23 protein-coding genes and 7 tRNA genes are annotated in these 22,473 nt (G+C 74.3%); 18 read left to right on the top strand and 12 right to left on the bottom strand.

What is annotated here, in order from left to right:
- Positions 1 to 303 precede the first annotated feature (303 nt).
- Complete coding sequence (gene cobA, locus ABZW32_RS29700) at positions 304 to 1,548, top strand: uroporphyrinogen-III C-methyltransferase (RefSeq protein ID WP_356221615.1); 1,245 nt, start codon at positions 304 to 306, stop codon at positions 1,546 to 1,548.
- Positions 1,549 to 1,590: 42 nt separating this feature from the next.
- Positions 1,591 to 2,406: an RNA methyltransferase gene (locus ABZW32_RS29695; protein WP_266838020.1), complete on the top strand. Its 816-nt coding sequence runs from the start codon at positions 1,591 to 1,593 to the stop codon at positions 2,404 to 2,406.
- Between the two features lie 55 nt (positions 2,407 to 2,461).
- Here ABZW32_RS29695 and ABZW32_RS29690 read toward each other — a convergent pair whose 3' ends face one another.
- A complete protein-coding gene (locus ABZW32_RS29690) occupies positions 2,462 to 3,643 on the bottom strand; it encodes a protein kinase (protein ID WP_356221612.1) in 1,182 nt (393 codons plus the stop codon).
- A gap of 552 nt (positions 3,644 to 4,195) precedes the next feature.
- Here ABZW32_RS29690 and ABZW32_RS29685 point away from each other — a divergent pair.
- From ABZW32_RS29685 to ABZW32_RS29675, 3 genes are all read left to right on the top strand, one after another.
- Positions 4,196 to 4,381 carry a hypothetical protein gene (locus ABZW32_RS29685; protein ID WP_030233823.1) on the top strand — a complete coding sequence of 62 codons (186 nt, stop codon included), beginning with the start codon at positions 4,196 to 4,198 and terminating at the stop codon, positions 4,379 to 4,381.
- Between the two features lie 320 nt (positions 4,382 to 4,701).
- A complete protein-coding gene (locus ABZW32_RS29680; protein ID WP_356221618.1) occupies positions 4,702 to 5,613 on the top strand; it encodes a phosphotransferase in 912 nt (303 codons plus the stop codon).
- Between the two features lie 75 nt (positions 5,614 to 5,688).
- Positions 5,689 to 6,000 (top strand): zf-TFIIB domain-containing protein, encoded by a 312-nt coding sequence (locus tag ABZW32_RS29675; protein ID WP_356221609.1) that lies wholly within the window; start codon positions 5,689 to 5,691, stop codon positions 5,998 to 6,000.
- Positions 6,001 to 6,062: 62 nt separating this feature from the next.
- Here the strand turns inward: ABZW32_RS29675 and ABZW32_RS29670 are convergent.
- The 5 genes from ABZW32_RS29670 to ABZW32_RS29650 form a co-directional block, all read right to left on the bottom strand.
- A tRNA-Val gene (locus tag ABZW32_RS29670) sits at positions 6,063 to 6,137 on the bottom strand.
- A gap of 40 nt (positions 6,138 to 6,177) precedes the next feature.
- Positions 6,178 to 6,249 (bottom strand) — tRNA-Val (locus ABZW32_RS29665).
- A gap of 19 nt (positions 6,250 to 6,268) precedes the next feature.
- Positions 6,269 to 6,340 (bottom strand) — tRNA-Val (locus ABZW32_RS29660).
- A gap of 1 nt (position 6,341) precedes the next feature.
- Positions 6,342 to 6,415, bottom strand: a tRNA-Cys gene (locus tag ABZW32_RS29655).
- Between the two features lie 41 nt (positions 6,416 to 6,456).
- Positions 6,457 to 6,529 (bottom strand) — tRNA-Gly (locus tag ABZW32_RS29650).
- 180 nt (positions 6,530 to 6,709) lie between these two features.
- Between ABZW32_RS29650 and ABZW32_RS29645 the strand changes: the two genes are divergently transcribed.
- From ABZW32_RS29645 to ABZW32_RS29630, 4 genes are all read left to right on the top strand, one after another.
- Positions 6,710 to 7,792, top strand: a complete 1,083-nt coding sequence (locus ABZW32_RS29645; protein WP_356221606.1) for a chorismate-binding protein — start codon at positions 6,710 to 6,712, stop codon at positions 7,790 to 7,792.
- Positions 7,789 to 8,610, top strand: a complete 822-nt coding sequence (locus ABZW32_RS29640; protein WP_356221604.1) for an aminodeoxychorismate lyase — start codon at positions 7,789 to 7,791, stop codon at positions 8,608 to 8,610. The genes ABZW32_RS29645 and ABZW32_RS29640 overlap by 4 nt, the downstream gene beginning before the upstream one ends.
- 59 nt (positions 8,611 to 8,669) lie before the next feature.
- Positions 8,670 to 9,494, top strand: coding sequence for a GNAT family N-acetyltransferase (locus ABZW32_RS29635; protein WP_356221601.1), 825 nt, complete (start codon positions 8,670 to 8,672; stop codon positions 9,492 to 9,494).
- A 392-nt stretch (positions 9,495 to 9,886) separates the two neighbouring features.
- On the top strand, positions 9,887 to 10,390 hold the full coding sequence (locus ABZW32_RS29630) for a hypothetical protein (protein WP_356221598.1): 504 nt from the start codon (positions 9,887 to 9,889) through the stop codon (positions 10,388 to 10,390).
- A 105-nt stretch (positions 10,391 to 10,495) separates the two neighbouring features.
- Here ABZW32_RS29630 and ABZW32_RS29625 read toward each other — a convergent pair whose 3' ends face one another.
- Positions 10,496 to 10,990, bottom strand: a complete 495-nt coding sequence (locus ABZW32_RS29625; RefSeq protein WP_356221596.1) for a DsbA family protein — start codon at positions 10,988 to 10,990, stop codon at positions 10,496 to 10,498.
- Between the two features lie 153 nt (positions 10,991 to 11,143).
- Between ABZW32_RS29625 and ABZW32_RS29620 the strand changes: the two genes are divergently transcribed.
- Both ABZW32_RS29620 and ABZW32_RS29615 read left to right on the top strand, forming a co-directional pair.
- Positions 11,144 to 11,581: a hypothetical protein gene (locus ABZW32_RS29620; protein WP_356221593.1), complete on the top strand. Its 438-nt coding sequence runs from the start codon at positions 11,144 to 11,146 to the stop codon at positions 11,579 to 11,581.
- A 175-nt stretch (positions 11,582 to 11,756) separates the two neighbouring features.
- Positions 11,757 to 11,963 carry a hypothetical protein gene (locus tag ABZW32_RS29615; protein WP_356221591.1) on the top strand — a complete coding sequence of 69 codons (207 nt, stop codon included), beginning with the start codon at positions 11,757 to 11,759 and terminating at the stop codon, positions 11,961 to 11,963.
- On the opposite strand, the gene ABZW32_RS29610 is transcribed toward ABZW32_RS29615, so the two are convergent.
- Both ABZW32_RS29610 and ABZW32_RS29605 read right to left on the bottom strand, forming a co-directional pair.
- Entirely contained in the window at positions 11,904 to 12,530 is a 627-nt protein-coding gene (locus ABZW32_RS29610) for a CGNR zinc finger domain-containing protein (protein WP_356221588.1), read from the bottom strand. The two genes, ABZW32_RS29615 and ABZW32_RS29610, sit on opposite strands and share 60 nt — an antisense overlap.
- A 213-nt stretch (positions 12,531 to 12,743) precedes the next feature.
- The gene (locus tag ABZW32_RS29605; RefSeq protein ID WP_030011909.1) at positions 12,744 to 13,157 is read right to left on the bottom strand and encodes an SsgA family sporulation/cell division regulator; all 414 of its coding nucleotides are present in this window, start codon (positions 13,155 to 13,157) and stop codon (positions 12,744 to 12,746) included.
- Positions 13,158 to 13,333: 176 nt separating this feature from the next.
- Between ABZW32_RS29605 and ABZW32_RS29600 the strand changes: the two genes are divergently transcribed.
- A complete protein-coding gene (locus tag ABZW32_RS29600) occupies positions 13,334 to 13,771 on the top strand; it encodes a TIGR02611 family protein (RefSeq protein WP_356221585.1) in 438 nt (145 codons plus the stop codon).
- Positions 13,772 to 13,828: 57 nt separating this feature from the next.
- Positions 13,829 to 13,900 (top strand) — tRNA-Val (locus ABZW32_RS29595).
- Between the two features lie 66 nt (positions 13,901 to 13,966).
- Here the strand turns inward: ABZW32_RS29595 and ABZW32_RS29590 are convergent.
- On the bottom strand, positions 13,967 to 16,297 hold the full coding sequence (locus tag ABZW32_RS29590; RefSeq protein WP_356221582.1) for a hypothetical protein: 2,331 nt from the start codon (positions 16,295 to 16,297) through the stop codon (positions 13,967 to 13,969).
- A 189-nt stretch (positions 16,298 to 16,486) separates the two neighbouring features.
- Between ABZW32_RS29590 and ABZW32_RS29585 the strand changes: the two genes are divergently transcribed.
- Together ABZW32_RS29585 and ABZW32_RS29580 are read left to right on the top strand one after the other, a co-directional pair.
- Positions 16,487 to 16,957, top strand: coding sequence for an SRPBCC family protein (locus tag ABZW32_RS29585; RefSeq protein ID WP_356221579.1), 471 nt, complete (start codon positions 16,487 to 16,489; stop codon positions 16,955 to 16,957).
- Positions 16,958 to 16,995: 38 nt separating this feature from the next.
- Positions 16,996 to 17,067, top strand: a tRNA-Val gene (locus tag ABZW32_RS29580).
- Between the two features lie 62 nt (positions 17,068 to 17,129).
- Here ABZW32_RS29580 and ABZW32_RS29575 read toward each other — a convergent pair.
- Complete coding sequence (locus ABZW32_RS29575) at positions 17,130 to 17,855, bottom strand: 3'-5' exonuclease (RefSeq protein ID WP_356221576.1); 726 nt, start codon at positions 17,853 to 17,855, stop codon at positions 17,130 to 17,132.
- A 219-nt stretch (positions 17,856 to 18,074) separates the two neighbouring features.
- On the opposite strand from ABZW32_RS29575, the gene ABZW32_RS29570 reads away from it, so the two are divergent.
- Together ABZW32_RS29570 and ABZW32_RS29565 are read left to right on the top strand one after the other, a co-directional pair.
- On the top strand, positions 18,075 to 18,641 hold the full coding sequence (locus ABZW32_RS29570; RefSeq protein ID WP_356221573.1) for a DUF4365 domain-containing protein: 567 nt from the start codon (positions 18,075 to 18,077) through the stop codon (positions 18,639 to 18,641).
- Complete coding sequence (locus tag ABZW32_RS29565) at positions 18,641 to 19,855, top strand: hypothetical protein (RefSeq protein WP_356221570.1); 1,215 nt, start codon at positions 18,641 to 18,643, stop codon at positions 19,853 to 19,855. Before ABZW32_RS29570 ends, ABZW32_RS29565 begins: the two co-directional genes overlap by 1 nt.
- Here the strand turns inward: ABZW32_RS29565 and ABZW32_RS29560 are convergent.
- Positions 19,852 to 20,337 (bottom strand): GNAT family N-acetyltransferase, encoded by a 486-nt coding sequence (locus ABZW32_RS29560; RefSeq protein ID WP_356221567.1) that lies wholly within the window; start codon positions 20,335 to 20,337, stop codon positions 19,852 to 19,854. The genes ABZW32_RS29565 and ABZW32_RS29560 overlap by 4 nt on opposite strands.
- Positions 20,338 to 20,489: 152 nt before the next feature.
- Here ABZW32_RS29560 and thrS point away from each other — a divergent pair, with 152 nt between their 5' ends.
- Positions 20,490 to 22,466, top strand: a complete 1,977-nt coding sequence (gene thrS / locus ABZW32_RS29555; RefSeq protein WP_356221564.1) for a threonine--tRNA ligase — start codon at positions 20,490 to 20,492, stop codon at positions 22,464 to 22,466.
- Positions 22,467 to 22,473: the final 7 nt, after the last annotated feature.

The raw sequence follows: 22,473 nt of genomic DNA, 5'->3' as shown, positions 1-22,473 counted from the left end.
CTGCGGGCAATCCAGCCGCCGCCAGGCGGAAATCCAGCCCCGCCGGCGTTTGAGGCGCGGGGGTCCGGGGGCGGAGCCCCCGAACGGGTCCGGGCGGAGCCCGGGGAACGGTGGAAGGGCGGGTAGGGGACCCAGCCCCGCGCAGCGGCGCCGAACCCCAAAGCCCGCGCAGCCCCCGCAGGTACCCCCGCCCCGGATGGGTCGTATCGTGGTCCCGGGCGGGCATCCGCACGCCGCCCGCCACGCCGCTCCAGCGCAGCAGCGGCCCGCCGACCCCTCGCCGCATCAGGAGCCGCAACCGCCATGGCAAACCCGGCATACCCCGCCTACCCCGTAGGACTCCGCCTGGCCGGGCGCCGCGTCGTCGTCATCGGCGGCGGTCAGGTCGCCCAGCGCCGCCTGCCCGCCCTCATCGCGGCCGGCGCCGACGTCCTGCTGATCTCCCCCTCCGCGACCCCCTCCGTGGACGCGATGGCGGAGACCGGCGAGATCCGCTGGGAACGCCGCCGCTACCGGGAGGGCGACCTCGCCGACGCCTGGTACGCCCTGATCGCCACCCAGAACCGCGAGGACAACGAGCGGGCCTCCGCCGAGGCCGAGCGCGAGCGCGTCTGGTGCGTGCGCGCCGACGACGCCTCCGCCGCCACGGCCTGGACCCCCGCCACCGGCCGCATCGAGGGCGTCACCGTCGCCGTGCTGACCGGCAACGACCCCCGCCGTTCGGCCGCCGTCCGCGACGCGGTCGTCGAGGGGCTGCGCGACGGCACCCTCACCGCCCCCGCGCACCGCCACAAGGCCACCCCCGGTGTCGCCCTCGTCGGCGGCGGCCCCGGCGACCCGGACCTGATCACCGTGCGCGGCCGCCGCCTGCTCGCCGAGGCCGACGTGGTCATCGCCGACCGGCTCGGCCCCCGCGACCTCCTCGACGAACTCCCGCCGCACGTCGAGGTCATCGACGCGGCGAAGATCCCGTACGGCCGTTTCATGGCCCAGGAGGCCATCAACAACGCCCTGATCGAGCACGCCAAGGCGGGCAAGGCCGTCGTCCGGCTCAAGGGCGGGGACCCGTACGTCTTCGGCCGTGGCATGGAGGAGCTGCAGGCCCTCGCCGAGCACGGCATCCCCTGCACGGTCGTCCCCGGCATCTCCAGCTCCATCTCGGTGCCGAGCGCCGCCGGGATCCCCGTCACCCACCGCGGGGTGGCGCACGAGTTCACCGTGGTCAGCGGACACGTCGGCCCCGACGACCCGCGCTCCCTGGTGGACTGGGCCTCCCTCGCGAAGCTCACCGGCACCCTGGTGATCCTCATGGGCGTCGACAAGATCGGCCTGATCGCCGAGGCCCTGATCCGCCACGGCCGCTCCGCCGACACCCCGGTCGCGGTCGTCCAGGAGGGCACCACGGCCACCCAGCGCCGGGTGGACGCCACCCTCGCCACGGTCGGTGAGACCGTGCGCGCCGAGGAGGTCCGCCCGCCGGCCGTGATCGTCATCGGCGAGGTCGTCCGCGTGAACGCGTCCGGCGCCCTCCCCGCCACCGACGCCTGACAGGCCGTTGGCACCACACCCACGACAAGGCAGTATCACCCTGTGGCTGATCTCATCACCGTCGAAGACCCCGACGACCCCCGCCTGCGCGACTACACGGGCCTGACCGACGTGGAGCTGCGGCGCCGCCGCGAGCCCGCCGAGGGCCTCTTCATCGCCGAGGGCGAGAAGGTCATCAGACGGGCCAAGGACGCCGGCTACGAGATGCGCTCCATGCTGCTCTCCGCCAAGTGGGTCGACGTCATGCGCGACGTCATCGACGAGCTCCCGGCCCCGGTCTACGCCGTCAGCCCGGAGCTCGCCGAACGCGTCACCGGCTACCACGTGCACCGCGGCGCCCTCGCCTCCATGCAGCGCAAGCCGCTGCCCACGGCGCAGGACCTGCTCGCGTCGGCCCGCCGGGTGGCCGTCATGGAGGCGGTCAACGACCACACCAACATCGGAGCCATCTTCCGCAGCGCCGCCGCCCTCGGCATGGACGCGGTGCTGCTGTCGCCCGACTGCGCGGACCCGCTCTACCGCCGCTCGGTGAAGGTCTCCATGGGTGCGGTGTTCTCCGTCCCCTACGCCCGCCTCGACGCCTGGCCCAAGAGCCTGGACTCGGTGCGGGAGGCGGGCTTCAAGCTCCTGGCCCTCACCCCGCACGAGAAGGCCTCGCCGATCGACGAGGCCGCCCCGCAGTCCCTCGAACGGGTCGCGCTGATGCTCGGGGCGGAGGGCGACGGCCTGTCCACGCAGGCGCTGGTCGCCGCCGACGAATGGGTGCGCATCCCCATGGCGCACGGCGTGGACTCGCTCAACGTGGGCGCGGCCGCGGCCGTCGCCTTCTACGCGGTGGCCGGCGGCCACCGGGCCTGACCCGGCCGGGTGCCGGACCCCTCGGGGCCCGGCACCGCCGTACGGGCCGGTGGCCCTAGATCTTCTGCGCCAGGGCGATGCCCAGCGCCACCAGGAGCGTCACCACGACGAACACGATCAGCCGCTGCCGCATCAGCTTCGGGTCCGGCCGCGAGGGCCGGCGCCCCGTGCCGGTGGTCCGCGGAGCCGGACGGCCGCCCGTACGCCCGGCGGTGGAACCGGGGTTGCGCGGGGACGAGGGCCGCGAGGGAGGTCCGCCGTGCGGGGCCTGCGCCCTGGGGGCGGGCGTGCCGGCGCCCGGAGTGCGCCGGTCCACGCTGCTCTGCTCGGTGTAGAGGGCGGTCTGGTCTGCGAGCCGCCCCACCGGCCGGTCGGGCCGCGGCCGCTGCACCGGCGGCCGGCCGTCGCCCAGCCCCTGCGCCTCGCGGGCCGCGATCTCCTTCAGCCGCATGGACAGCTGCAGGGTCGTCGGCCGCTCCTCGGGGTCCTTGGCCAGGCAGGCCCGGACCAGCGGCGCGAGGGCGTCCGGTACGCCGACCAGGTGGGGCTCCTCGTGCACCACCCGGTACAGCATGACCTCGGAACTGCCGTGCCCGAAGGGGGAGTCGGCGGTGGCCGCGTAGGCGAGGGTGGCGCCGAGCGCGAAGACGTCGGTGGCGGGGGTGACGGCGGCGCCGCGCACCTGCTCGGGGGCGAGGAAGCCGGGGGAGCCGACGGCCGTCCCCACGTGGGTCAGGGTGCTCGCCCCGGTCGCCCAGGCGATGCCGAAGTCGATGATCCGCGGGCCCTTGGGGGACAGCAGGATGTTCGAGGGCTTGAGGTCGCGGTGGACCACGCCCGCCTCGTGCACGGCGACGAGGCCCTCGGAGAGCGCGGCGCCGATGGCGGCGATCTGCGCGGCCGTCAGGGGGCCTTCCTCGGCCACCTTGTCGTGCAGCGAGGGTCCGGGCACGTACTGCGTGGCGAACCAGGGGCGCTCGGCCTCCAGGTCGGCGGCCACCAGCCGCGCGGTGCACCCGCCGCGGATCCGCCGGGCGGCGGACACCTCGCGCGCGAAGCGTGAGCGGAACTCCTGGTCCTCGGCCAGGTCGGGCCGGATCACCTTCAGGGCGACGCGCTGACCGCGCCGGTCGGACCCCAGGTAGACCACGCCCATGCCGCCCGCGCCGAGCCTGCGGTGCAGCCTGAACGAGCCGACGACACGCGGGTCCTCGCGCCGGAGCCGCATCATCGCCATGTCCACCCCGCTGACCGGTCGTCCTGTTGACCTGGCACAGCTTACGGACCATCCGGCAAGAGCGCTCAGAGGCCGCGCCCTCGTCGGAGGATTCGATCCTCAGTACGGGGCAGGCCACTTGAGGGTGCACCGCCCCCGGCCCCCGCCCCCGGACCCGCGGCGGACAGGGCGCCCAAACGGCCCTCGCGCCAAGGGGATTGGCGCCGACGGCGGCCCCGTGCGGGCTCGTCCCGGCGGGGGAGCGGCGGGAGCCGCCGGGTGACGCGGTCAACCGCCCGTACGCGGACACGCGTGTGCGGGGAGTGACGGAAGTGAGCGAAGTCACTACCCTCCGGTCATCCCCTCCGGGAAGTCCCCCATGACGGGGAAGCGGTCTCCACCCAGGGGAGTACTCCGGGGAGGCCCTCGTCATCCTCCCGGAGGCCCGGCAAAGGGTACGAGGGCATGAGGCCAGGGGCCTTCCGCGCACCTAGTGTTGAAGACAAGCGGCGGGTGGCGCACTCGTCCCCCGAGGTCACGAACCCGCCGCTGCCAGACGACAGGGAGAGGACCATGGCGGACATCGCCCGGCAGGGACGCAAGGCATTCGCGTTCAACAGCCATGAGTCCGGTACGCGCCACCCGCTGGTGGCCGCGGCGATGGTCCTCCCCCTGGCCGCCCTCCTGCTCTTCCTCTTCGGAGGTTTCGACCAGGTGGCGGCACAGGCGTCGTCCGTTGGCGTGATGCTGGGGCGCTGAGCGGCGCCCCGGGTCCGGGAGAGCGGCCCGGACCGGGACATCGGCCTGTCGAATCCCCGTGGGGACGGGGGATCGACGACGGACGGCAGGTGAAGGGTGCTGCCCGTACGACTGGGGAGTCGGACGGGCAGCACCCTTTCTTTCGTCCCGCCCCCGCCACCCGTAGCCTCGTCCCGAGCGAAGGAGAGGCCCATGGCGGACGCGGACCACGACCCCACGAGCACGCAGGCCCACGACGGGGAGGCGACGCACCCCCCGCGCCGCGGCACGCCGCCGCGCGCCGCGGCCGCCGCGTGAGCGCACTGCCGCTGCCCGCCCCGCTGCCCGCGGCCCTCGCCGCCTGGGCCCGCGGCGGCGGCCCCGCGCAGCCCTACGTCCTCCTCGCCGACCGGCCCGACGGGACCGTCGTGCGCTGCGGGGACACCGTGGCCAAGGCGCACGCCCCCGGCAGCGACCCCGAAGCCCTCGCGGCCCGCATCCGCGTCGCGGGCTCCGGCCCCCTCGCCGGGGTGCTGCTGCCCCCGCTGCGCACCGGAGCCGTCCACGGCCGCACCGTCTCGCTGTGGCCCTACGGGACCCCCGTGGATCCGGCGCGCCCCGAGGACGCCCCCTGGGAGGAGGCCGCCCGGCTGCTCGCGGCCCTGCACCGGACCGGGCTCCGGGACCTCCCCGGACCCCTTCCGCCGATGCGCGGCCCGGCCAAGGTGGCCCGCGCCCTGCGCCGGCTGTCCAGGGCCCCGCAGTCCGACCCGGACGGGGTCCGGGCGGTCCGCGCCGCCGCCGCGACCCTTCCGGACTGGGCCCGGGGCGAGGCGGTCCCCCCGGCCGGGGCGGCGGTGCTGTGCCACGGCGACCTGCACCTCGGGCAGCTCGTCCGCCACCCCGTCCCCGACGGCCCCTGGCGGCTCATCGACGTCGACGACCTCGGCCTCGGCGCGCCCGCCTGGGACCTCGCCCGCCCGGCCGCCTGGTACGCGGCCGGGATCCTCGCCCCGGAGGCCTGGCTGCGCTTCCTCGACGCCTACCGGGCCGCGGGCGGCCCGGCCGCCGGCCCGCCCGGCAGCGACCCCTGGCCGGAACTCGACCTGGCCGCACGGGCGCTGACCGTACAGACGGCGGCCCTCGCCCTCGCCAAGGCGGCACCCGCCCGCCGCCCGCTGGACGAGGGGGAGCGGCTGATGCTGGATTCCTGTGTCCGAATGGCTACACTCCGGGCCGAGTTGGAGCCCTGATGCCGTCGTAGGGTGAGCGGGAGGCGCCGGGTACGCATCCGGCGCCGACGCGAACGGCGAGGAGTTGATCCGGTCATGCAGTGTCCGAAGTGTCACGCGATGATGCACACCTACCAGCGCAACGGCGTCCAGATCGAGCAGTGCAGCGGTTGCCGCGGCATCTTCCTCGACTACGGCGAGCTGGAGGCGCTGACCCGCCTGGAGTCCCAGTACACGGCCCAGCAGTACGGCCAGGTCCCGCCGCCCGCCGCGCCGCCGGCCCCGTACCCGGCCCACGTGGCTCCGGCCCCGGCCTGGGGCGCCCCGCAGCACGGCGGCCACGGACACGGCCACGGACACCACGGCCACCACAAGGGCGGATTCGGCCGGATGCTCTTCTCCTCCTGAGACCGGTCGGCACCCGGGAACGCGAAAGCCCCGGCCGTGGGAACGGCCGGGGCTTCCGGAGCTGGTGCGCGATACTGGGATTGAACCAGTGACCTCTTCCGTGTCAGGGAAGCGCTCTCCCGCTGAGCTAATCGCGCGGGACCGCGGTGTGAAACCGCAGGTGATGCGTGTACTGCGTGCGCGATACTGGGATTGAACCAGTGACCTCTTCCGTGTCAGGGAAGCGCTCTCCCGCTGAGCTAATCGCGCGGGGATCCTTGCGGATCAGTGGACGATACTGGGATTGAACCAGTGACCTCTTCCGTGTCAGGGAAGCGCTCTCCCGCTGAGCTAATCGTCCTTGGAGGTGGAGACGGGATTTGAACCCGTGTAGACGGCTTTGCAGGCCGTTGCCTCGCCTCTCGGCCACTCCACCATGGAGCTGTAGGGGTTCTCGGGAAGAAATCCCCCACTTCGAGCGGACGACGAGACTCGAACTCGCGACATCCACCTTGGCAAGGTGGTGCTCTACCAACTGAGCTACGTCCGCAGGTCACCGTGTTCGCTCCGGGGTTTTTCCCCTTCGCTCCCTGGCGACGTGTTGAACTCTAGCGGATTCCCGGGCCAGCTCAAAAACGCGTTTCCGCAGCGTGCTGCGGCCCGATCACCACCGGTCACCCGGCGGCCACCTCACCGGCGCCATCGCGTCACCGGTCATAGACTCGCAGCCGTGCACGACCTGCCTCCCCTGGCCCGCTTCGGCGGCCTCCTCGCGACCGACCTCCGTGACGTCACCGGTGACCCCGCGGCCCTCGACTCCTCCGGCTTCTGGGCGGTGACCGCAGACTTCGAAGGCCGGCTGGTCTGCGCGCGCTTCGGGGACGTGCGTCCCGACCCCGTCCCGGCCCCCGTGCCCGGGGCCTGGTCCGGCCCGGCCGCCGGCCGCTGGTCCTCCTCGCTCGACCGCGACGCGTACGTCGCGGGCGTGCGCCGGATACGCGCGTACATCGAGGCGGGCGAGGTCTACCAGGCCAACCTGTGCCGCGTGATGTCCGCGCCGCTGCCGGACCCCGCGCGGGCCGACGTGGACGCCCTCACCGCCCTGCTCGCGCGCGGGAACCCGGCCCCGTATGCAGGAACGATCCGCCTGCCGGCCCACGGCGTGGAGATCGCCAGCGCCTCCCCGGAGCTCTACCTGAGCCGCCACGGCCGCCGCATCGAGTCCGGCCCCATCAAGGGCACCGGCCGCACCGTGGCCGACCTGCTCCCCAAGGACCACGCCGAGAACGTGATGATCGTGGACCTGGTCCGCAACGACCTGGGCCGGGTCTGCGCGACCGGCTCGGTCACCGTCCCGGAGCTGTGCGCCGTCGAGGAGCACCCCGGCCTCGTCCACCTGGTCTCCACCGTCGGCGGGGAACTCGCCGAGGGCGCGGGCTGGCCGGAGCTGCTCGCCGCCACCTTCCCGCCCGGCTCCGTCACCGGCGCGCCCAAGTCCTCCGCCCTGCGGATCATCGACGAACTGGAGACCGCCCCGCGCGGCCCCTACTGCGGCGGCATCGGCTGGGTGGACGCGGACCGGGGCACCGCCGCCCTCGCCGTCGGCATCCGCACCTTCTGGATCGACCGCGCGGCCCCCGGCGGCCCCCGCCTGTGCTTCGGGACCGGAGCGGGCATCACCTGGGGATCCGACCCCGAGCGGGAGTGGGCGGAGACCGAGCTCAAGGCGGCCCGGCTGGTCGCGCTAGCGTCGGGGGTGCGAGAGCCGGGCCCGAACGGGGCCCGCGACCTGAGTGGAGGAACCGTACGGTGAGGATCTGGCTCGACGGAACGCTGCGGGACGAGCACGACGCGAAGGTGTCCGCAATGGACCACGGGCTCACCGTGGGCGACGGGGTCTTCGAGACGGTCAAGGCCCAGGACGGGACCCTCTTCGCGCTCACCCGCCATCTGGACCGGCTGACCCGCTCGGCCCGCGGCCTCGGCCTGCCCGACCCCGACCTCGACGAGGTGCGCCGCGCCTGCGCCGCCGTGGTGGCCGAACACCCCGTGCCGCTCGGCCGGCTCCGGATCACCTACACCGGCGGCCTCTCCCCGCTCGGCTCCGAGCGCGGCGACAGCGGACCCACGCTGACCGTCGCCATCGGGGAGACCGCCCGCCGCCCCGACACCACCGCGGTGATCACCGTGCCCTGGGTGCGCAACGAGCGCTCCGCCGTGGCCGGTCTGAAGACCACCTCCTACGCCGAGAACGTGGTGGCCCTGGCCCGCGCGCACGGGGAGGGGGCCTCGGAGGCCCTCTTCGCCAACACCGTCGGGCAGCTCTGCGAGGGCACCGGCTCCAACGTCTTCGTCGTCCTCGACGGCGAGCTGTACACCCCGCCCCTGGCCTCGGGCTGCCTCGCCGGCATCACCCGGGCGCTCGCCGTCGAATGGACCGGCGCCAAGGAGGCCGACCTGCCCTTCGACGCGCTGGAGCGCGCCGAGGAGGTCTTCCTGACCTCGACGCTGCGCGACGTACAGGCCGTCCACCGCGTCGACGGCCGCACCCTGGCCGCCGCACCGGGCCCGGTCACCGCCAAGGCGATGCGGATCTTCGAGGAGCGGGCCGCCTCCGACATCGACCCCTGAGCGGGACCGGCGGGCACGGCCCGTAGTCACGGGGCCGCGGGACGGGTAGAACTCGACGGATGACCACCACCCTGCGGCCCTCGGGGCCGCTCCGGCAGAGCGCGGACGGTGCCCGCTCGCGCCCCTACGAGGTCCGCGTCAACAGCAGGCGCGTGGGGGCGCTGCTGATCGCCGCCGACACCCCCTTCGGGCCGACCGTGGGGGAGATCCGCGACCTGGCCATCGACGAACGCGACCGCCTCCGGGGCCGCGCCACCGTCGCGGCGCTCGCCGCCGAGGAGGTGCTGCGCGGCTGGGGCTGCCGCCGGGTGCGGATCTCCGTACCGGCCGGCTCGCCGGGCGGGCTGCGGCTGGCCGCGGCCCTGGGCTACGTCGAGCAGGGCCGCAACATGGCCAAGGACCTCCCGGCCGACCCGCCCGCCCTCTCCACCGGGGTACGGGGCCGCCCGATGACGGGCGCCGAGTACGCGGACTGGGACCTGCGGGCCCGCGAGGAGTACGCCGCGAGCTGGACCCGGCGGGGCATGGACCCCGAGGCCGCCCGCAACAAGGCGCGGGCCGACCACGACACGCAGCTCCCGCAGGGGCTGGAGACCCTCGGAGCGACCTTCACCGTCCTGGAGGCGGCCGGCGCCCCCGTGGGGCACGTCTGGGTCTCCGGGACCGGGGAGGGCGCGTACGTCTTCGACGTCGAGGTCGCCGCGGAGCACCGGGGACACGGCTACGGGCGCGACCTGATGCTCCTCGCGGAGCGTGCCGCCCTGGCCGCCGGGCACCGCCGCCTCGCCCTCCACGTCTTCGCCGCCAACACCCCGGCGCTGCGCCTGTACGAGTCCCTCGGCTATGTCACCACGGACCTGAACTGGGCCAAAGAGCTGATCTAGAGGTCGACGCTCCGCGCCCTCGCTCGTCCGGCGGCCATTTCGCCCAGGGGGAGGGAGCCGTGCCCGGCGATCACAAGGGCACTGCCGTGGGCGGGGGTGAATCAGGGGCGGGGTCCGATTGCCCGACAGCTGTTTTGCGTACAAGAACGGTAATCGGATCGTCGCCGGGATCCTGAGTCGACAAGGAGCGTGCGCATGGATGCTCGCCGTAAGGCGAGGGTGCGCTCGGGCGGCACGCGGTTGGTGTACGGAGCCCTGAAGTCGCCGGCTCCGGGGGCGGGAGCGCCGGCTCCGGGGGCGGGAGGCGCTCCGGCAGCGGCGGCGGTTTCCGAGGAAAGCGGGCCACCGCATCCGAGGCGGACCCGAAACCGACCCTGAGCAAGGAGCGAGAGTTGAACTCCCACCGCACCTCGGGACACCCCGGTGTCCGCGTCCGCCGCCCGGCCGCGCTCGCCTCGGGGGTGACGGCCGCCCTGGCCCTCGCCCTGACGGGCCTCTCGGCCCCGGCCTTCGCCGCGACACCGCCCGTCGTGGCCGCGGACCCCCCGCACCAGTTCATGGACGGCGACTGCGGGGGCCAGGACGACCGCAGTTCCGGCCGCTGCGACCACTCCCGTGGTGGCATCAGCTACGAACTGCAGTCCCGCACCCTCAAGACGACCTTCCTCGTCCATGAAGGCGCGACGCAGAACGTCAGCCTCGCCTGCGACCCGGGCTGGCTCATCGACAGCGGTGGTGTCGCGCTCAGCACGCCGCCGCCCACGCTCGTCGTGCAGAAGTCCATCAAGGGGGTCAGTGAGTCGTGGGAGGTGACCGTCGTCAACACCGATACGCGCCTCCCGCACGAATACGACGTGGCGATCGTCTGCAGCCGACTCGTGGCGATCCAGCACTGACGTATCCGCACCCGCGGGTCCCGCGTCCGGGGGACCCGCAGGCCCGCCGGCCCGCAGACCCGCCGGCCTGCCGTCACCGCGGCGGGCCGGTCCGCGCGCAGGGCGTCAGGCCGCGAGCAGCCGGTCCGCGATCTCCTCGATGCGGGCGCGCAGGCCCTCCTGGCTCTTGCCGCCGTCGAGGCGCTCGCCGTCGATCACGTAGGTCGGGGTGCCGGTCACGCCGATGGCCTTGCCCTCGGCCTGGTCGGCGTCGACGATCAGGATGTGCCGGCCGTCGATCAGCGCGGTGTCGAACTCCTCCGCGTCCAGGCCGAGTTCGCGCGCCACGTCCAGCAGGACGGCCTCGCCGCGCTCACCGAGCTCGGCGGTGCGGGCCAGGACGGCCTCCGCGTACGGCCAGCCCTTGCCCTGCTCCGCGGCCTCTTCGGCGGCCTGCGCGGCGGCGAAGGCGTGCTTGTGCTTCTCCAGGGGGAAGTGGCGCAGCCGGATGTCCAGCCGGTCGCCGTAGCGGGCCCGCAGGGCGCGCACGTCGTCCAGAGCGCTGTGGCAGTCCGGGCACTGGAGTTCGCACCAGACGTCGAGGATCACGGAATCGGTCATGCGGACAGTCTCCCAGACCCCCCGGGGAGGAGATCCGACCCCGAGATCTCCCGGAGATCCGGGCCGCAGGCCCTCCGGACGTGGCCCCGACGGCACCCGCCGGTGCAGGATGGAAGGGACAGATCGCCCATCCGTCCAGGGTCGGAGGACCGCATGCTCGCCGAAACCATATGTTCCGCGGTGTCCGCCGCGGGACTGGGCATCGCCGCGGTGACCGCGTACCGCAGGCGCTTCCTGACCGCCACGCGCATCGCGGCGTACTCCCTGGTGCCGGTGGGCCTGGTGATGACCGGCGTGGTGGAGTGGCTGTCCGGGATCGTCTTCAAGCCGTCCGTCTGGATCGGCTTCGGGCTGCTGGGCCTGGCCTGGCTGCTCCTCGTGACCACCCGGGCGGTGGAGCGCCGGGGCCTCGGCGCGGAGCGGCCCGCGAAGGCCGCCCGGGGAGGTGCGGCCCGGGAGGCCGTGGCCCCCGCCGCCTCCGCCCCCTCCCTCGGCACCGGAGCCCGTACCGGTTCCGCGCCGGCCGCCGCCGCGCCCCCGGCCGAGGACTTCTCCGACATCGAGGCCATCCTCAAGAAGCACGGCATCTGACGCCGTGGCCCGCGCGGCGCCCGGAAGGCTGCCCGAGGCCATAGCGCAGGTGCGGCCGGGCGCGGGGGAGAAGTGGCGGGAAACCACCTGAACTGACGAGAGAGGGCGAACTCCCGCCCCCCGAATGGCGTGTTGGGGGCCGATCCGGGACGCGCTGCGCGATCATCGCCCGGACATGCTCGACACATCGCAGGACGAGCCGCAGGCTCTCCCTTCCGTCGCCGAGGTCCCCCTCGCCCAGGCCGCCGTTCCGCCGGCCCCGCTCTCCCCCGAGGGGCGCGGCTGCCTCTTCGCCCTGTCCCAGCCCCCGCTGATGATCTTCCTAGGGGTGATCGGGAGCCTGCTGCTGTTCGCCGCCGTCCACGACCTGTACCTGCTCTGAGCCCTCCGGCTGGGAGTCGGCTTCCTTGCGGCGCGCCCGGTAGGCGGCCACGTGCAGCCGGTTCCCGCAGGTCCGGCTGTCGCAGTAGCGGCGGGAGCGGTTGCGGGACAGGTCCACGAAGGCCCGCCGGCAGTCCGGGGCCTCGCAGCGGCGCAGCCGCTCCTGCTCCCCGGAGACCACGATGAAGGCGAGCGCCATACCGCCGTCCGCCGCCAGGTGGTCGCCCACCGAGGCGCCCGGCGCGAAGTAGTGCACGTGCCAGTCGTAGCCGTCGTGGTCGGTGAGCTGCGGGGTGGTGCCCGCGGTGGCGACGAGTTCGTTGATCAGTGCCGCCGCCGCACGGGAGTTCGGCGCCGCGAAGACCTGGGCGAACTTGCCGCGCACGGTCCGCACGCCGGCGAGGTCGCGGGCGCCGAGCTCGCCGACGTCGCTGATCGCGTGCTCCTTGACGAAGCCGCGCACTGCGGCGACGTCGGACAGGCCGTCCGGCTGGTCCGGCTCGGCCGCGGTGTTCACCAGCGCGACGACGACGTCGAGCGCGCGACGGGTGTCGTGGGGGATCTGCACGGGGTCGCTCCCTGGAGGCCGGCATTGCGGCGACGGACCGCCGCCGCCGCTGGGGGGCCGACTCTAGCGGTTACCTCCCCGGGCGGGCCCAAACGCACCGGCGCCGTCCCCGCGGTCGGCTTCCGCGGGAACAGCGCCGGCACTGCCGTATGTGGTTGTCCGACCCGCACCGTCGCCCCGAGTCGGACGGTGTCGAGCGGCTGTAGGCCTGGCTCAGCTTTCGGCCAGGATGTGGGAGAGCTCCTTGTCGAGGTCGAAGTGCCGGTGTTCGGTCCCGGGTGGGACCGCGGCGTCCGTCCGCTTGAGGAACGATTCGAGGGCTCGGGCGGGTGCTTCGAGCAGCGCTTCTCCCTCCGGTGAGCTCAGGGCGATGCACACGACGCCCTGACCGTGGCTGCGGGACGGCCAGACGCGGACGTCGCCGGTTCCGGTGGGCCGGTGGAGACCCTCTGCGAGGAGGTCGCGGGCGAATACCCATTCGACCGTCTCCTCGGCGCCGGTGTGGAAGGTGGCGTGCACGGCGTAGGGGTCGGCCGTGTCATACCGCAGGCCCGCGGGAACAGGCAGTGAGGACTCGCTCGACACAACGAGGCGCAGGTGCAGCTCGCAGCTGACCGTGGTGTTCATAAGCGCCAGGGCCTTTCGCTCAGTGTGCGCTCGGGGATTCGCACGTCGGCGAAATCGACATGCCACCTACGGTGCCGTTGTAAACCCCTCTGACCGTTTTGCGGACCTCTGGGTCCCTCGAACGGCGGATCCAAAGCGGCATTCACGTGTGCTTCCGGCTCCGGTAGATTCGGGGCATGAATACGGGGAGTGACCGCGGGACCGACGAGTCCGCCACCACCGAACCGGCCGCCGAAGAGACGCCCCACGTCTCGAAGGCGCCCGCGTTCATCAAGGCCAACCGCAGCCTGCACCTGAGCTGGCAGGTCGGCGTCTTCATCGTCGGCCTGGCCGTCATCGGGGCGGGCATCGCCATGCTCGTCCTGCCCGGTCCGGGCTGGGTGGCGATCTTCGCCGGCCTGGCGATCTGGGCCACCGAGTTCGCCTGGGCCCACCTCGTCCTGCGCTGGACCAAGCGCAAGGTCAGTGAAGCCGCACAGAAGGCGCTCGACCCGAAGGTGCGCCGCCGCAACATCATCCTCACCGGCGTCGGCCTGGCCATCGCGGGCGCGCTGATCGGTTTCTACCTGTGGAAGTACGGCCTCACCCTGCCGTGGAACCTGAAGGACCAGTGACCGTCCGGGGGTGGTCATGGAGCACCGCTGACATGCGGTAATGTTTGCGGTGCGTCCGGGCGATTAGCTCAGTGGGAGAGCACTTCGTTCACACCGAAGGGGTCACTGGTTCGAACCCAGTATCGCCCACCCGGAGCAGAGGCCCGAAGACTCGGAAGAGTCTTCGGGCCTCTGTCGTACCCGCCCCGACCTCCTTCAGCGGAGCCGGCCCACGGCCTCCCGGAGTCTGCGCGCCTCGCGCAGCCGCTTCTCGTACGTCGCCCCCACCACCAGCAGGAGAAGACCCGCCGCGGCCGGGGGCAGCCAGCGCGGCAGCGCCCCGACGACCTGGACCACGTACGGGGCCAGCTCGTGCACGGCCACCCCCGCCAGGGTCGCCCCGCCCAGCAGCAGCGGCGCCCGCAGCCTGCGGTGCGCCCCGCCCAGGGTCAGGCCCAGCGCCGCCAGGCCCAGCACGAGCGGGCGCGGCCAGTACGGGTCCCCCCAGACGGCCACCAGGCTCGGCAGCAGGGTCGCCGCCAGTCCCGGACCGTACGCCGCCCAGGACGAGGCCGCCGGGTCCCGGCGGCGCCGCACCAGACCCACCGCCAGGGCGAGCACCGACACCGGCAGCGTGTACGCCTCCGCCGCCGTCACCCCCGACGCGCCGAGCCGTACCCACGAGGCCGCCACGAACAACGCCCCCGCGGCCCAGCCCAGGGCCCGCCGGTCCGGGCGCACCGCGGCGCCCGCGCACAGCACCCCGCCCAGCGCGAGGACCAGGGCCGACACCGGCCCGTCCCCGGCCGCCAGGAGTACCGCGAGCACCCCGGCCGCGCCCGCCGCCACCTCGGAGGGGACCCGTACCGGACCCAGCCGCGGGGCGAGCGCCACCACCAGGGCCGGGACCGCCAGTACGGCGACCGCCCGCCACGGCACGGCGAGCCCCGCCGACGCGCCCACCGCCACCGCCGTCGCCGTCGCGAACCCGACGCCGCACACCGCCCCGCCCGCCCGCACGGGCCGCTCGGCGGGCCCGTACGCCGCCCCCAGCGCGCAGCCGGCCCCCAGCAGGCCGAACACCGCGAAGGTGGCCAGGCGGCCGTCCAGGGCCGTCAGGGACACGTCCAGGGCCGCCGCGGCCGCGCAGCCCCCGGCTGTGAGGGCGACGCCCCGGCCCGTGGCCCGCAGCGCCGACACCCCGGCCGCGGCCGTCACCGCCAGCTGCGCCGCGAGCACCGCCGCCACCGGCAGGCCCGCCACCGCCGGCGCCACGAACAGGGCCGTCCCGGCGCACACCCCCGCCGCCGCCCGCGCCGCCCGGCGCGGCAGCACCCCGGCCGGCCACGCGAGCGCCCCGGCCGACAGCAGCAGCGTCACCACGTACGGGATGCCGTACCCGTCCCCGGCCGGCCGCGGGGTCGTCGCCGCCCACACCTCGCGCAGCACCCCCAGCCCGGAGAGCAGCGCCCCCGCCACCGTCGGGACCGCCGCCGACGCCCCCAGGGCGGCCACCGCCGTCCCGGCCCACAGCAGCCCCCGCCGCACCGGCTCCGGCAGCCCGCCCGTCCGCGGGACCGCCACCAGCAGGGCCAGTGCCGCCGCCACCCGCACCGCGACCGCCCACCCCGGGGCCGGCGCCGGGACCAGCGCCCCGACCGCCGCCACCGCCGCCAGGCCCCCCGCGACGGCCGCCGCCCGGGCCCGCGGCTCACGCAGGGCCACCATCACGCCCAGCAGCGCCCCCGCCGCCAGCAGCCCCGCCGGCCCGGCCGTCCCGGGAGCGCCGAGGGAGAGCGCCAGCCCCGTGGACAGGGCCATCGCGGCGAGCAGCCCCCCGGCCACCGCCGCGGGCAGCCGTACCGCCCGTCGGGACACCGCCGTCGCGAGCGCCGCGTCCAGCGCGGCCGTCGCCAGCAGCGCCCAGCCGCCCGCCAGAGGCCCCGCACCGGTGACGGCCGCCGCCAGCGGCAACGGCAGCTGCGCCGCCGCCACCGCGGCCGGCAGCGGCAGCCGCAGCCCGCGCAGCGCGAGCCCGTACCCGGCCCAGAGCCCCGCCAGCACGGCGGCCGCCCCCGCCGCGTAGGCCCCGCCGTCGGTGCCGGGAAGCCCCACGGCGTGCAGGGCGTAGGCGTCCAGCACCGTCAGCGCCAGCGCGACGCCCGCCACCGACTCGGCCGTCGAGCGCAGCCCGCGCCGCAGCAGCGCGGCGGGCGCGGCGAGCGCCGCCGCCGTCAGCAGGGCCAGCACCGCGCAGCGGCCCCCGATGCCCAGCGAGCCCCAGCTGACCAGGGTGAAGGCGAGCGCGGCCACGGCGAGCAGCACCGCGCCCAGGGTCAGCAGCACGTTCTGCGCGCTCGGGCCGGCCGGTGTCGGCGCACCGTGGGCCACGGGAGGGAAGGCCGGCGCCGCGGCCGGTGCCTGCTGCCACAGCAGACGCACCAGCCACTCCCGACGGGTCAACAAGTACAGCCGCCGGGCGTCCAGTCGGGCCAGCTCACGGTCGATCAGCGCCAGCTCCTCGGCGGGCGGCAGGGGCGTGTCCATAGCCGGAGTGTGGTGCCCGTCACTCCCTCAGGACATGGGCGTGCGTACTCAGATCGGCGCTGAGTACCCCCGTACCCCCGCACCCGTACCCGTACCCCCGCACCCCTGCACCCCTGCACCCCCGCACCCCCGGGCACCAAAACCCGCGACGGCCGGACGCGGACCACGCCACCGGGCCAGACTGGGGCCATGCCGCGCTGGACGCACTTCCGCTTCCGCGACGTGTGGGACCTCGACGCCCCGCCCGCCCTCGTGTTCGCGCGGTTGGAGGACCCCGCGCACTACCCCCGGTGGTGGCCCCAGGTCCGCCGGGTCCGGGCGGTCGACGAGCACACCGGTACCGCCGTGATCCGCTCCGTCCTCCCGTACGCGATCCACGTCACCCTCACCGGCCTGCTCCGCGATCCCGAGCGGGGCGTCCTGGAGGTGGCGGTGCGCGGGGACCTCGAAGGCTGGGCGCGGTGGACCGTACGCCCGCGCGCCGCCGGCCCCGCGGCCACACGGGCCCTCTACGAGCAGGAGGTCGAGCTGCGGGCGGCCCCGCTGCGGCCGTTCGCGCTCGCCGGGCGTCCGGTCCTGCGGCTCAACCACACCCTGATGATGCGGGCGGGGCGCCGCGGGCTCGCGGCCCTGCTGGAGGCCGAGCGGGAAGCGGTTTGAACAGACCCCGAGCCTCTTGTATTGTTCACTCCGTTCCCGGGCGATTAGCTCAGCGGGAGAGCACTTCGTTCACACCGAAGGGGTCACTGGTTCGATCCCAGTATCGCCCACCGGGACAGGCCGGTCCGTCACTGACGGACCGGCCTTCCGCATGTCAGGGCATGTACGGGCCCTACGCGGCCTGCGACACCTCCGGACGCAGCGGCCAGTGCGGATCCACCGCCTCCGGGGTGCCCTGCCGGGTGAACCACGCCTGGAGCCCGCGCGCCTGCGCCGCGTGCCACACGGCCTGCAGCGCGTGCAGTTCCGCCGGGGTCAGCCGCTCCAGCCGCCCCGCGAAGCGCCGCCCGACCGCCCGGACCAGCTCCAGCGAGGCCATCGCGTCCGCCGTCGCGTCATGGGCGCCCTCCAGCTCTATCCCGTAGTGCGCGCACAGGTCCGTCAGCGTCCGGCGGCCCTTGCGGTAGCGGTCCAGGTGCTTGTCCAGCACCCGCGGGTCCAGCACCGTCAGCGGCCGGTTGTCCAGGTACCGGGCCAGCGTCGAGGCCCGGTGCCGGCGCAACTCCCGGTCCAGCAGCGTCAGGTCGAACGGCGCGTTCATCACCACCACCGGCCGGCCCGCCACCTGCTGTTCACCGAGCGCGCGGGCTATCTCCTCCACCACCGGCGCCGGCCAACGGCCGTGGCGCTGGAGGTGCTCGTCGGTCAGGCCGTGCACTTCCGTGGCGCCCGGCGGCACCGGGATGCCGGGATTGACCAGCCACCGGGTGGAGCGGACCCGGCCGCCCGCACACTCCTGCACGACGAGCGCGGCGGACACGATCCGGTCCTGCTCGACGTCCACCCCGGTGGTCTCCGTGTCGAATGCGGCCAGCGGGCCCTCGTACCAGCGTGTCATGGCGAACTCCTCGTCCCCGATCGACAGATGGGGCGCCCCCGGGCACAACCGCCACGGAACGTGCCACCTTGCCGAAGCGGTGATACCCGGGCCGTTTGCCCCGTACGCCGTTTGCGGGCACCCGGGTGCGGAGACAACTTCCCTGGGGGGTCGTACGCATGACCGGTCGTCACCCCGTTCCCGCTCACGGCAGAGCCCGGAAGGCATGGGGGGCCGGCCATGGCGCTCGCACAGCCCGAACCGGGCGGGCTGCCGCACGGACCGACGGGACCGTTGCGCGGCACGCTCGCCACCACCGCCTGCATGGAGACCCTCCAGGTGGGATACCTGCACGCCGTCGCGGCCGCGGCCGGCTGCTCGCTCTCCCAGCCCTTCCCGGACAACGGCATCGACTGGCACGTCAGCCACGGCGCCCCCGAGCACGTCGTCGACGACGAGGTGACCATCAAGGTGCAGCTCAAGGCGACCTACCAGATACCGCCCCGGCCCGCCGGGGCCACCTTCGGCTTCACCCTCGACAACGAGCACCTGGTGAAGCTGGCCCGGACGCCGGTCGCCGTCCACAAGATCCTCGTCGTGATGCTCGTACCGCGGGAGCGGGACCAGTGGATCGGCGCCGGGCACGACCGGCTCGACCTGCGGCACTGCTGCTACTGGACCAACCTCGCCGGGCACCCCGTGACCGGCCGGCGCCGGACCACCGTACGGATCCCGACCACGCGGATCTTCGACGACCGGGCGCTGTGCGAGATCATGACCCGGGTCGGGTCGGGAGGGACACCCTGATGCACCGCCACCCGCCGCACCTCGAACCGCTGCCGCCCCCGGAGCTCTCCCCGGGCACGCCCGATCCCGCCCAGGTCGACCCGCAGGTGCTCGGCGCGCTGCTGCACCGGCACGGATGGCTGCGGCGCGGCGGCGCGGCGGGCCGGTACGGGCGCTGGACCCCGCCCGGCCGTGCCGGGACCAGCCTGCTCGTCCCCGAGAGCCGTACCTTCCCCGACTGCGCGGACCTGCTGGAGGAGGCGCTCACCGCGCTCTCGCGCAGCGGGCTCGCCTCGGCGCGGGAGGTGCTGTTCGGGCTGAGCGTGCCCAGCGACGAGGTCCGCTGGGAGCGCGAGATACCCGTCGGCCCCTACGGCTACCAGGGCGAGGCCGCCTGGACCGTCCAGGAACAGCTGCGCTCGGCGGCCCGCCGGCTGCTGGTGGCCGGCGCCCTGGCCGACCGCGCCCGCGCCGGGTACTACGGCGCCCGCCACCGCGCCCAGGCCGAACGCGTCCTGGACGGGGTGCTGGTCGGGCCCTCGCCGGGCGGGCGCCGGCTCACCGCGTACGTGCCCGTCGACGGGGGCCGGGGCGTGGTGGCCCGGCTGCACCAGGCCCTGCACGCGGCCCGGGAGGCGGTGGACTACCGGCGGGCCACCGGCGGGATGGACGCCTTCGACGCCGCCGTGGCCGCCGGGGTCAGCAGGGAACTCGCCGACGCCCTGATCGCCCTCGTACGGGGTTCCGAAGGGGCCCGGATCACGCTGGCCTGGGCGCCTGCGGCCGGGGTCCCCGCCGGCTGCGCGGCACGGCCCGAGCCGGTGGAGTTCTCGCCCGGCGACCTGCCGGTGCTGCGGGAGGCCGCCGCCCGCTACACCCGCGAGGAACCCGCGGTCCCCGTACGGCTCGCGGGGGCGGTGGTCCGGATGCGGCGGGCCGCGGCGGGCGGCGGGGGGACCGTCCGGCTGCGGGTGCTGGCCGGCGCGGAGGTCCCGTACGTGCGGGCCGCGCTGGACGAGGAGGCGTACCGGATCGCGGGCCACGCCCACCTGGTGGGCCTGCCGGTCCGGGTGAGCGGCCGGCTCCAGCGCCGGGGCGGCTTCCGCCGGCTGACGGACGCCACGGACGTGACGCCCGTCCCCCTGGACGAGGTCGAACGGGACCGCCTGATGAAGTCGCTCGACGACGGCTTCGAGCCCTCGGACGTCCTGCCGTCGGACGACCAGGACGACTAGGGCGACCGGGGCGACCCCGCGCGGGTGAAGGAGGCCATGGTCAGTCCCGGGACGGGGGAGAAGTCCGCGCCGCGGACGAAGCCCAGGCGTTCGTACAGGGTCACCGCGGGGGTGTTGGCCGCGCCCGTGGTGACCTCGACCGTCCGGTCCGCGAAGAGTTCCGTCAGGGCGTGCCGCAGCAGCAGCGAGGCGATGCCGCGGCGGAACCACGCCGGGTCCACGCACAGCCGGTCCAGCGCGATCGCCTCCTCGGGCGCCGCCTCCCAGGCCAGGAACCCGGCGATCGCGCCGTCCCCGGACACGGCCCCCAGCCAGCGCAGCGGCCGCGCCCGCAGCTGCGCGAGGCTCTCGCCGAGGGCGGGGATGCCGTCGAAGCCGATCAGCTCCGCCTCCACCGCGTAGGCGGCGCGGCCGATGCGGTGCACGGCCGCGGCGGTCCCGTCGTCGGTCAGGTCCAGCGGGCGGACGAGCGGGTTCGGCACGGGCGGATTCCTCCGGTCGGCGGGGGCGGACGCGGCCCAGGGTAGCCAGCGCCCGCGGGCGGGCCGTAACCGTTTAGCGGCGCGGCCTCTCGGCTCGGTACGATTCAGGCGCGCAGTGTCCGCTCGCGCATCCCTTGAGTCAGGAGTGACCGGTGTCAGACGTCCGTGTGATCATCCAACGCGATTCCGAGCGGGACGAGCGCGTGGTGGCCACGGGCACTACGGCGGCGGAGCTCTTCGCCGGCGAGCGCACCATCGTGGCCGCGCGCGTCGCCGGTGAGCTGAAGGACCTCGCGTACGAGGTGAAGGACGGCGAGACCGTCGAGCCGGTGGAGATCTCCTCCGAGGACGGCCTGAACATCCTGCGCCACTCGACCGCGCACGTGATGGCGCAGGCCGTGCAGGAGCTCTTCCCCGAGGCCAAGCTGGGCATCGGCCCGCCGGTCCGTGACGGCTTCTACTACGACTTCGACGTCGCCAGGCCCTTCACCCCCGATGACCTCAAGGCCATCGAGAAGAAGATGCAGGAGATCCAGAAGCGCGGCCAGCGCTTCGCCCGCCGCGTGGTCACCGACGAGGCCGCCCGCGAGGAGCTCGCCGACGAGCCGTACAAGCTGGAGCTCATCGGGATCAAGGGTTCGGCGTCGACCGACGACGGCGCGAACGTCGAGGTGGGCGGCGGCGAGCTGACCATCTACGACAACCTCGACGCGAAGACCGGCGAGCTGTGCTGGAAGGACCTCTGCCGCGGTCCCCACCTGCCCACCACCCGCGTCATCCCGGCCTTCAAGCTGATGCGCAACGCGGCCGCCTACTGGCGCGGCAGCGAGAAGAACCCGATGCTCCAGCGCATCTACGGCACCGCCTGGCCGTCGAAGGACGAGCTGAAGGCGCACCTCGACTTCCTCGCCGAGGCCGAGAAGCGCGACCACCGGCGCCTGGGTACCGAGCTCGACCTGTTCTCCGTACAGGACGAGATCGGCTCCGGCCTGGCCGTCTTCCACCCGCGCGGTGGCGTCATCCGCCGCACCATGGAGGACTACTCGCGCAAGCGGCACGAGGAAGAGGGCTACGAGTTCGTCTACACCCCGCACGCCACCAAGGGCGCCCTCTTCGAGAAGAGCGGCCACCTGGACTGGTACGCGGAGGGCATGTACCCCCCCATGCAGCTCGACGGTGGTACCGACTACTACCTCAAGCCCATGAACTGCCCGATGCACAACCTGATCTTCGACGCGCGCGGCCGCTCCTACCGCGAGCTGCCGCTGCGCCTCTTCGAGTTCGGCACCGTGTACCGGTACGAGAAGTCCGGCGTCGTGCACGGCCTGACCCGCTCGCGCGGCTTCACCCAGGACGACGCGCACATCTACTGCACCAAGGAGCAGATGGCGGAGGAGCTCGACCGCACGCTGACCTTCGTGCTGAACCTGCTCCGCGACTACGGTCTGACCGACTTCTACCTGGAGCTGTCGACCAAGGACCCGGAGAAGTTCGTCGGCTCCGACGAGGTCTGGGAGGAGGCCACCGCGGTCCTCCAGTCGGTCGCCGAGAAGCAGGGCCTCCCGCTGGTCCCGGACCCGGGCGGCGCCGCGTTCTACGGCCCGAAGATCTCGGTCCAGTGCCGTGACGCCATCGGCCGCACCTGGCAGATGTCCACCGTGCAGCTGGACTTCAACCTGCCGGAGCGCTTCAACCTGGAGTACACCGGCCCGGACGGATCGCGCCAGCGCCCCGTCATGATCCACCGCGCGCTGTTCGGCTCGATCGAGCGGTTCTTCGCGGTGCTGCTGGAGCACTACGCGGGCGCCATGCCGCCGTGGCTGGCCCCGGTCCAGGCCGTCGGCATCCCGATCGGCGACGGGCACGTGGAGTACCTCCAGGAGTTCGCCGCCGAGGCGAAGAAGCAGGGGCTGCGGGTCGAGGTGGACGCCTCGTCCGACCGCATGCAGAAGAAGATCCGCAACCACCAGAAGCTCAAGGTCCCGTTCATGATCATCGTCGGTGACGAGGACATGGCCGCGGGCACCGTCTCCTTCCGCTACCGCGACGGTTCGCAGGAGAACGGCATCGCCAAGGACGAGGCCCTGGCCAAGCTGGCGAAGGTCGTCGCCGACCGCGTCCAGGTCTGATCCACGG

Origin of the sequence: Streptomyces sp. NPDC004667 (assembly GCF_040609475.1) — a bacterium.
Lineage (GTDB): Bacteria > Actinomycetota > Actinomycetes > Streptomycetales > Streptomycetaceae > Streptomyces.
Note: the sequence above shows the minus strand (reverse complement) of the source record. Positions and strands in the feature narration are given on the sequence as shown.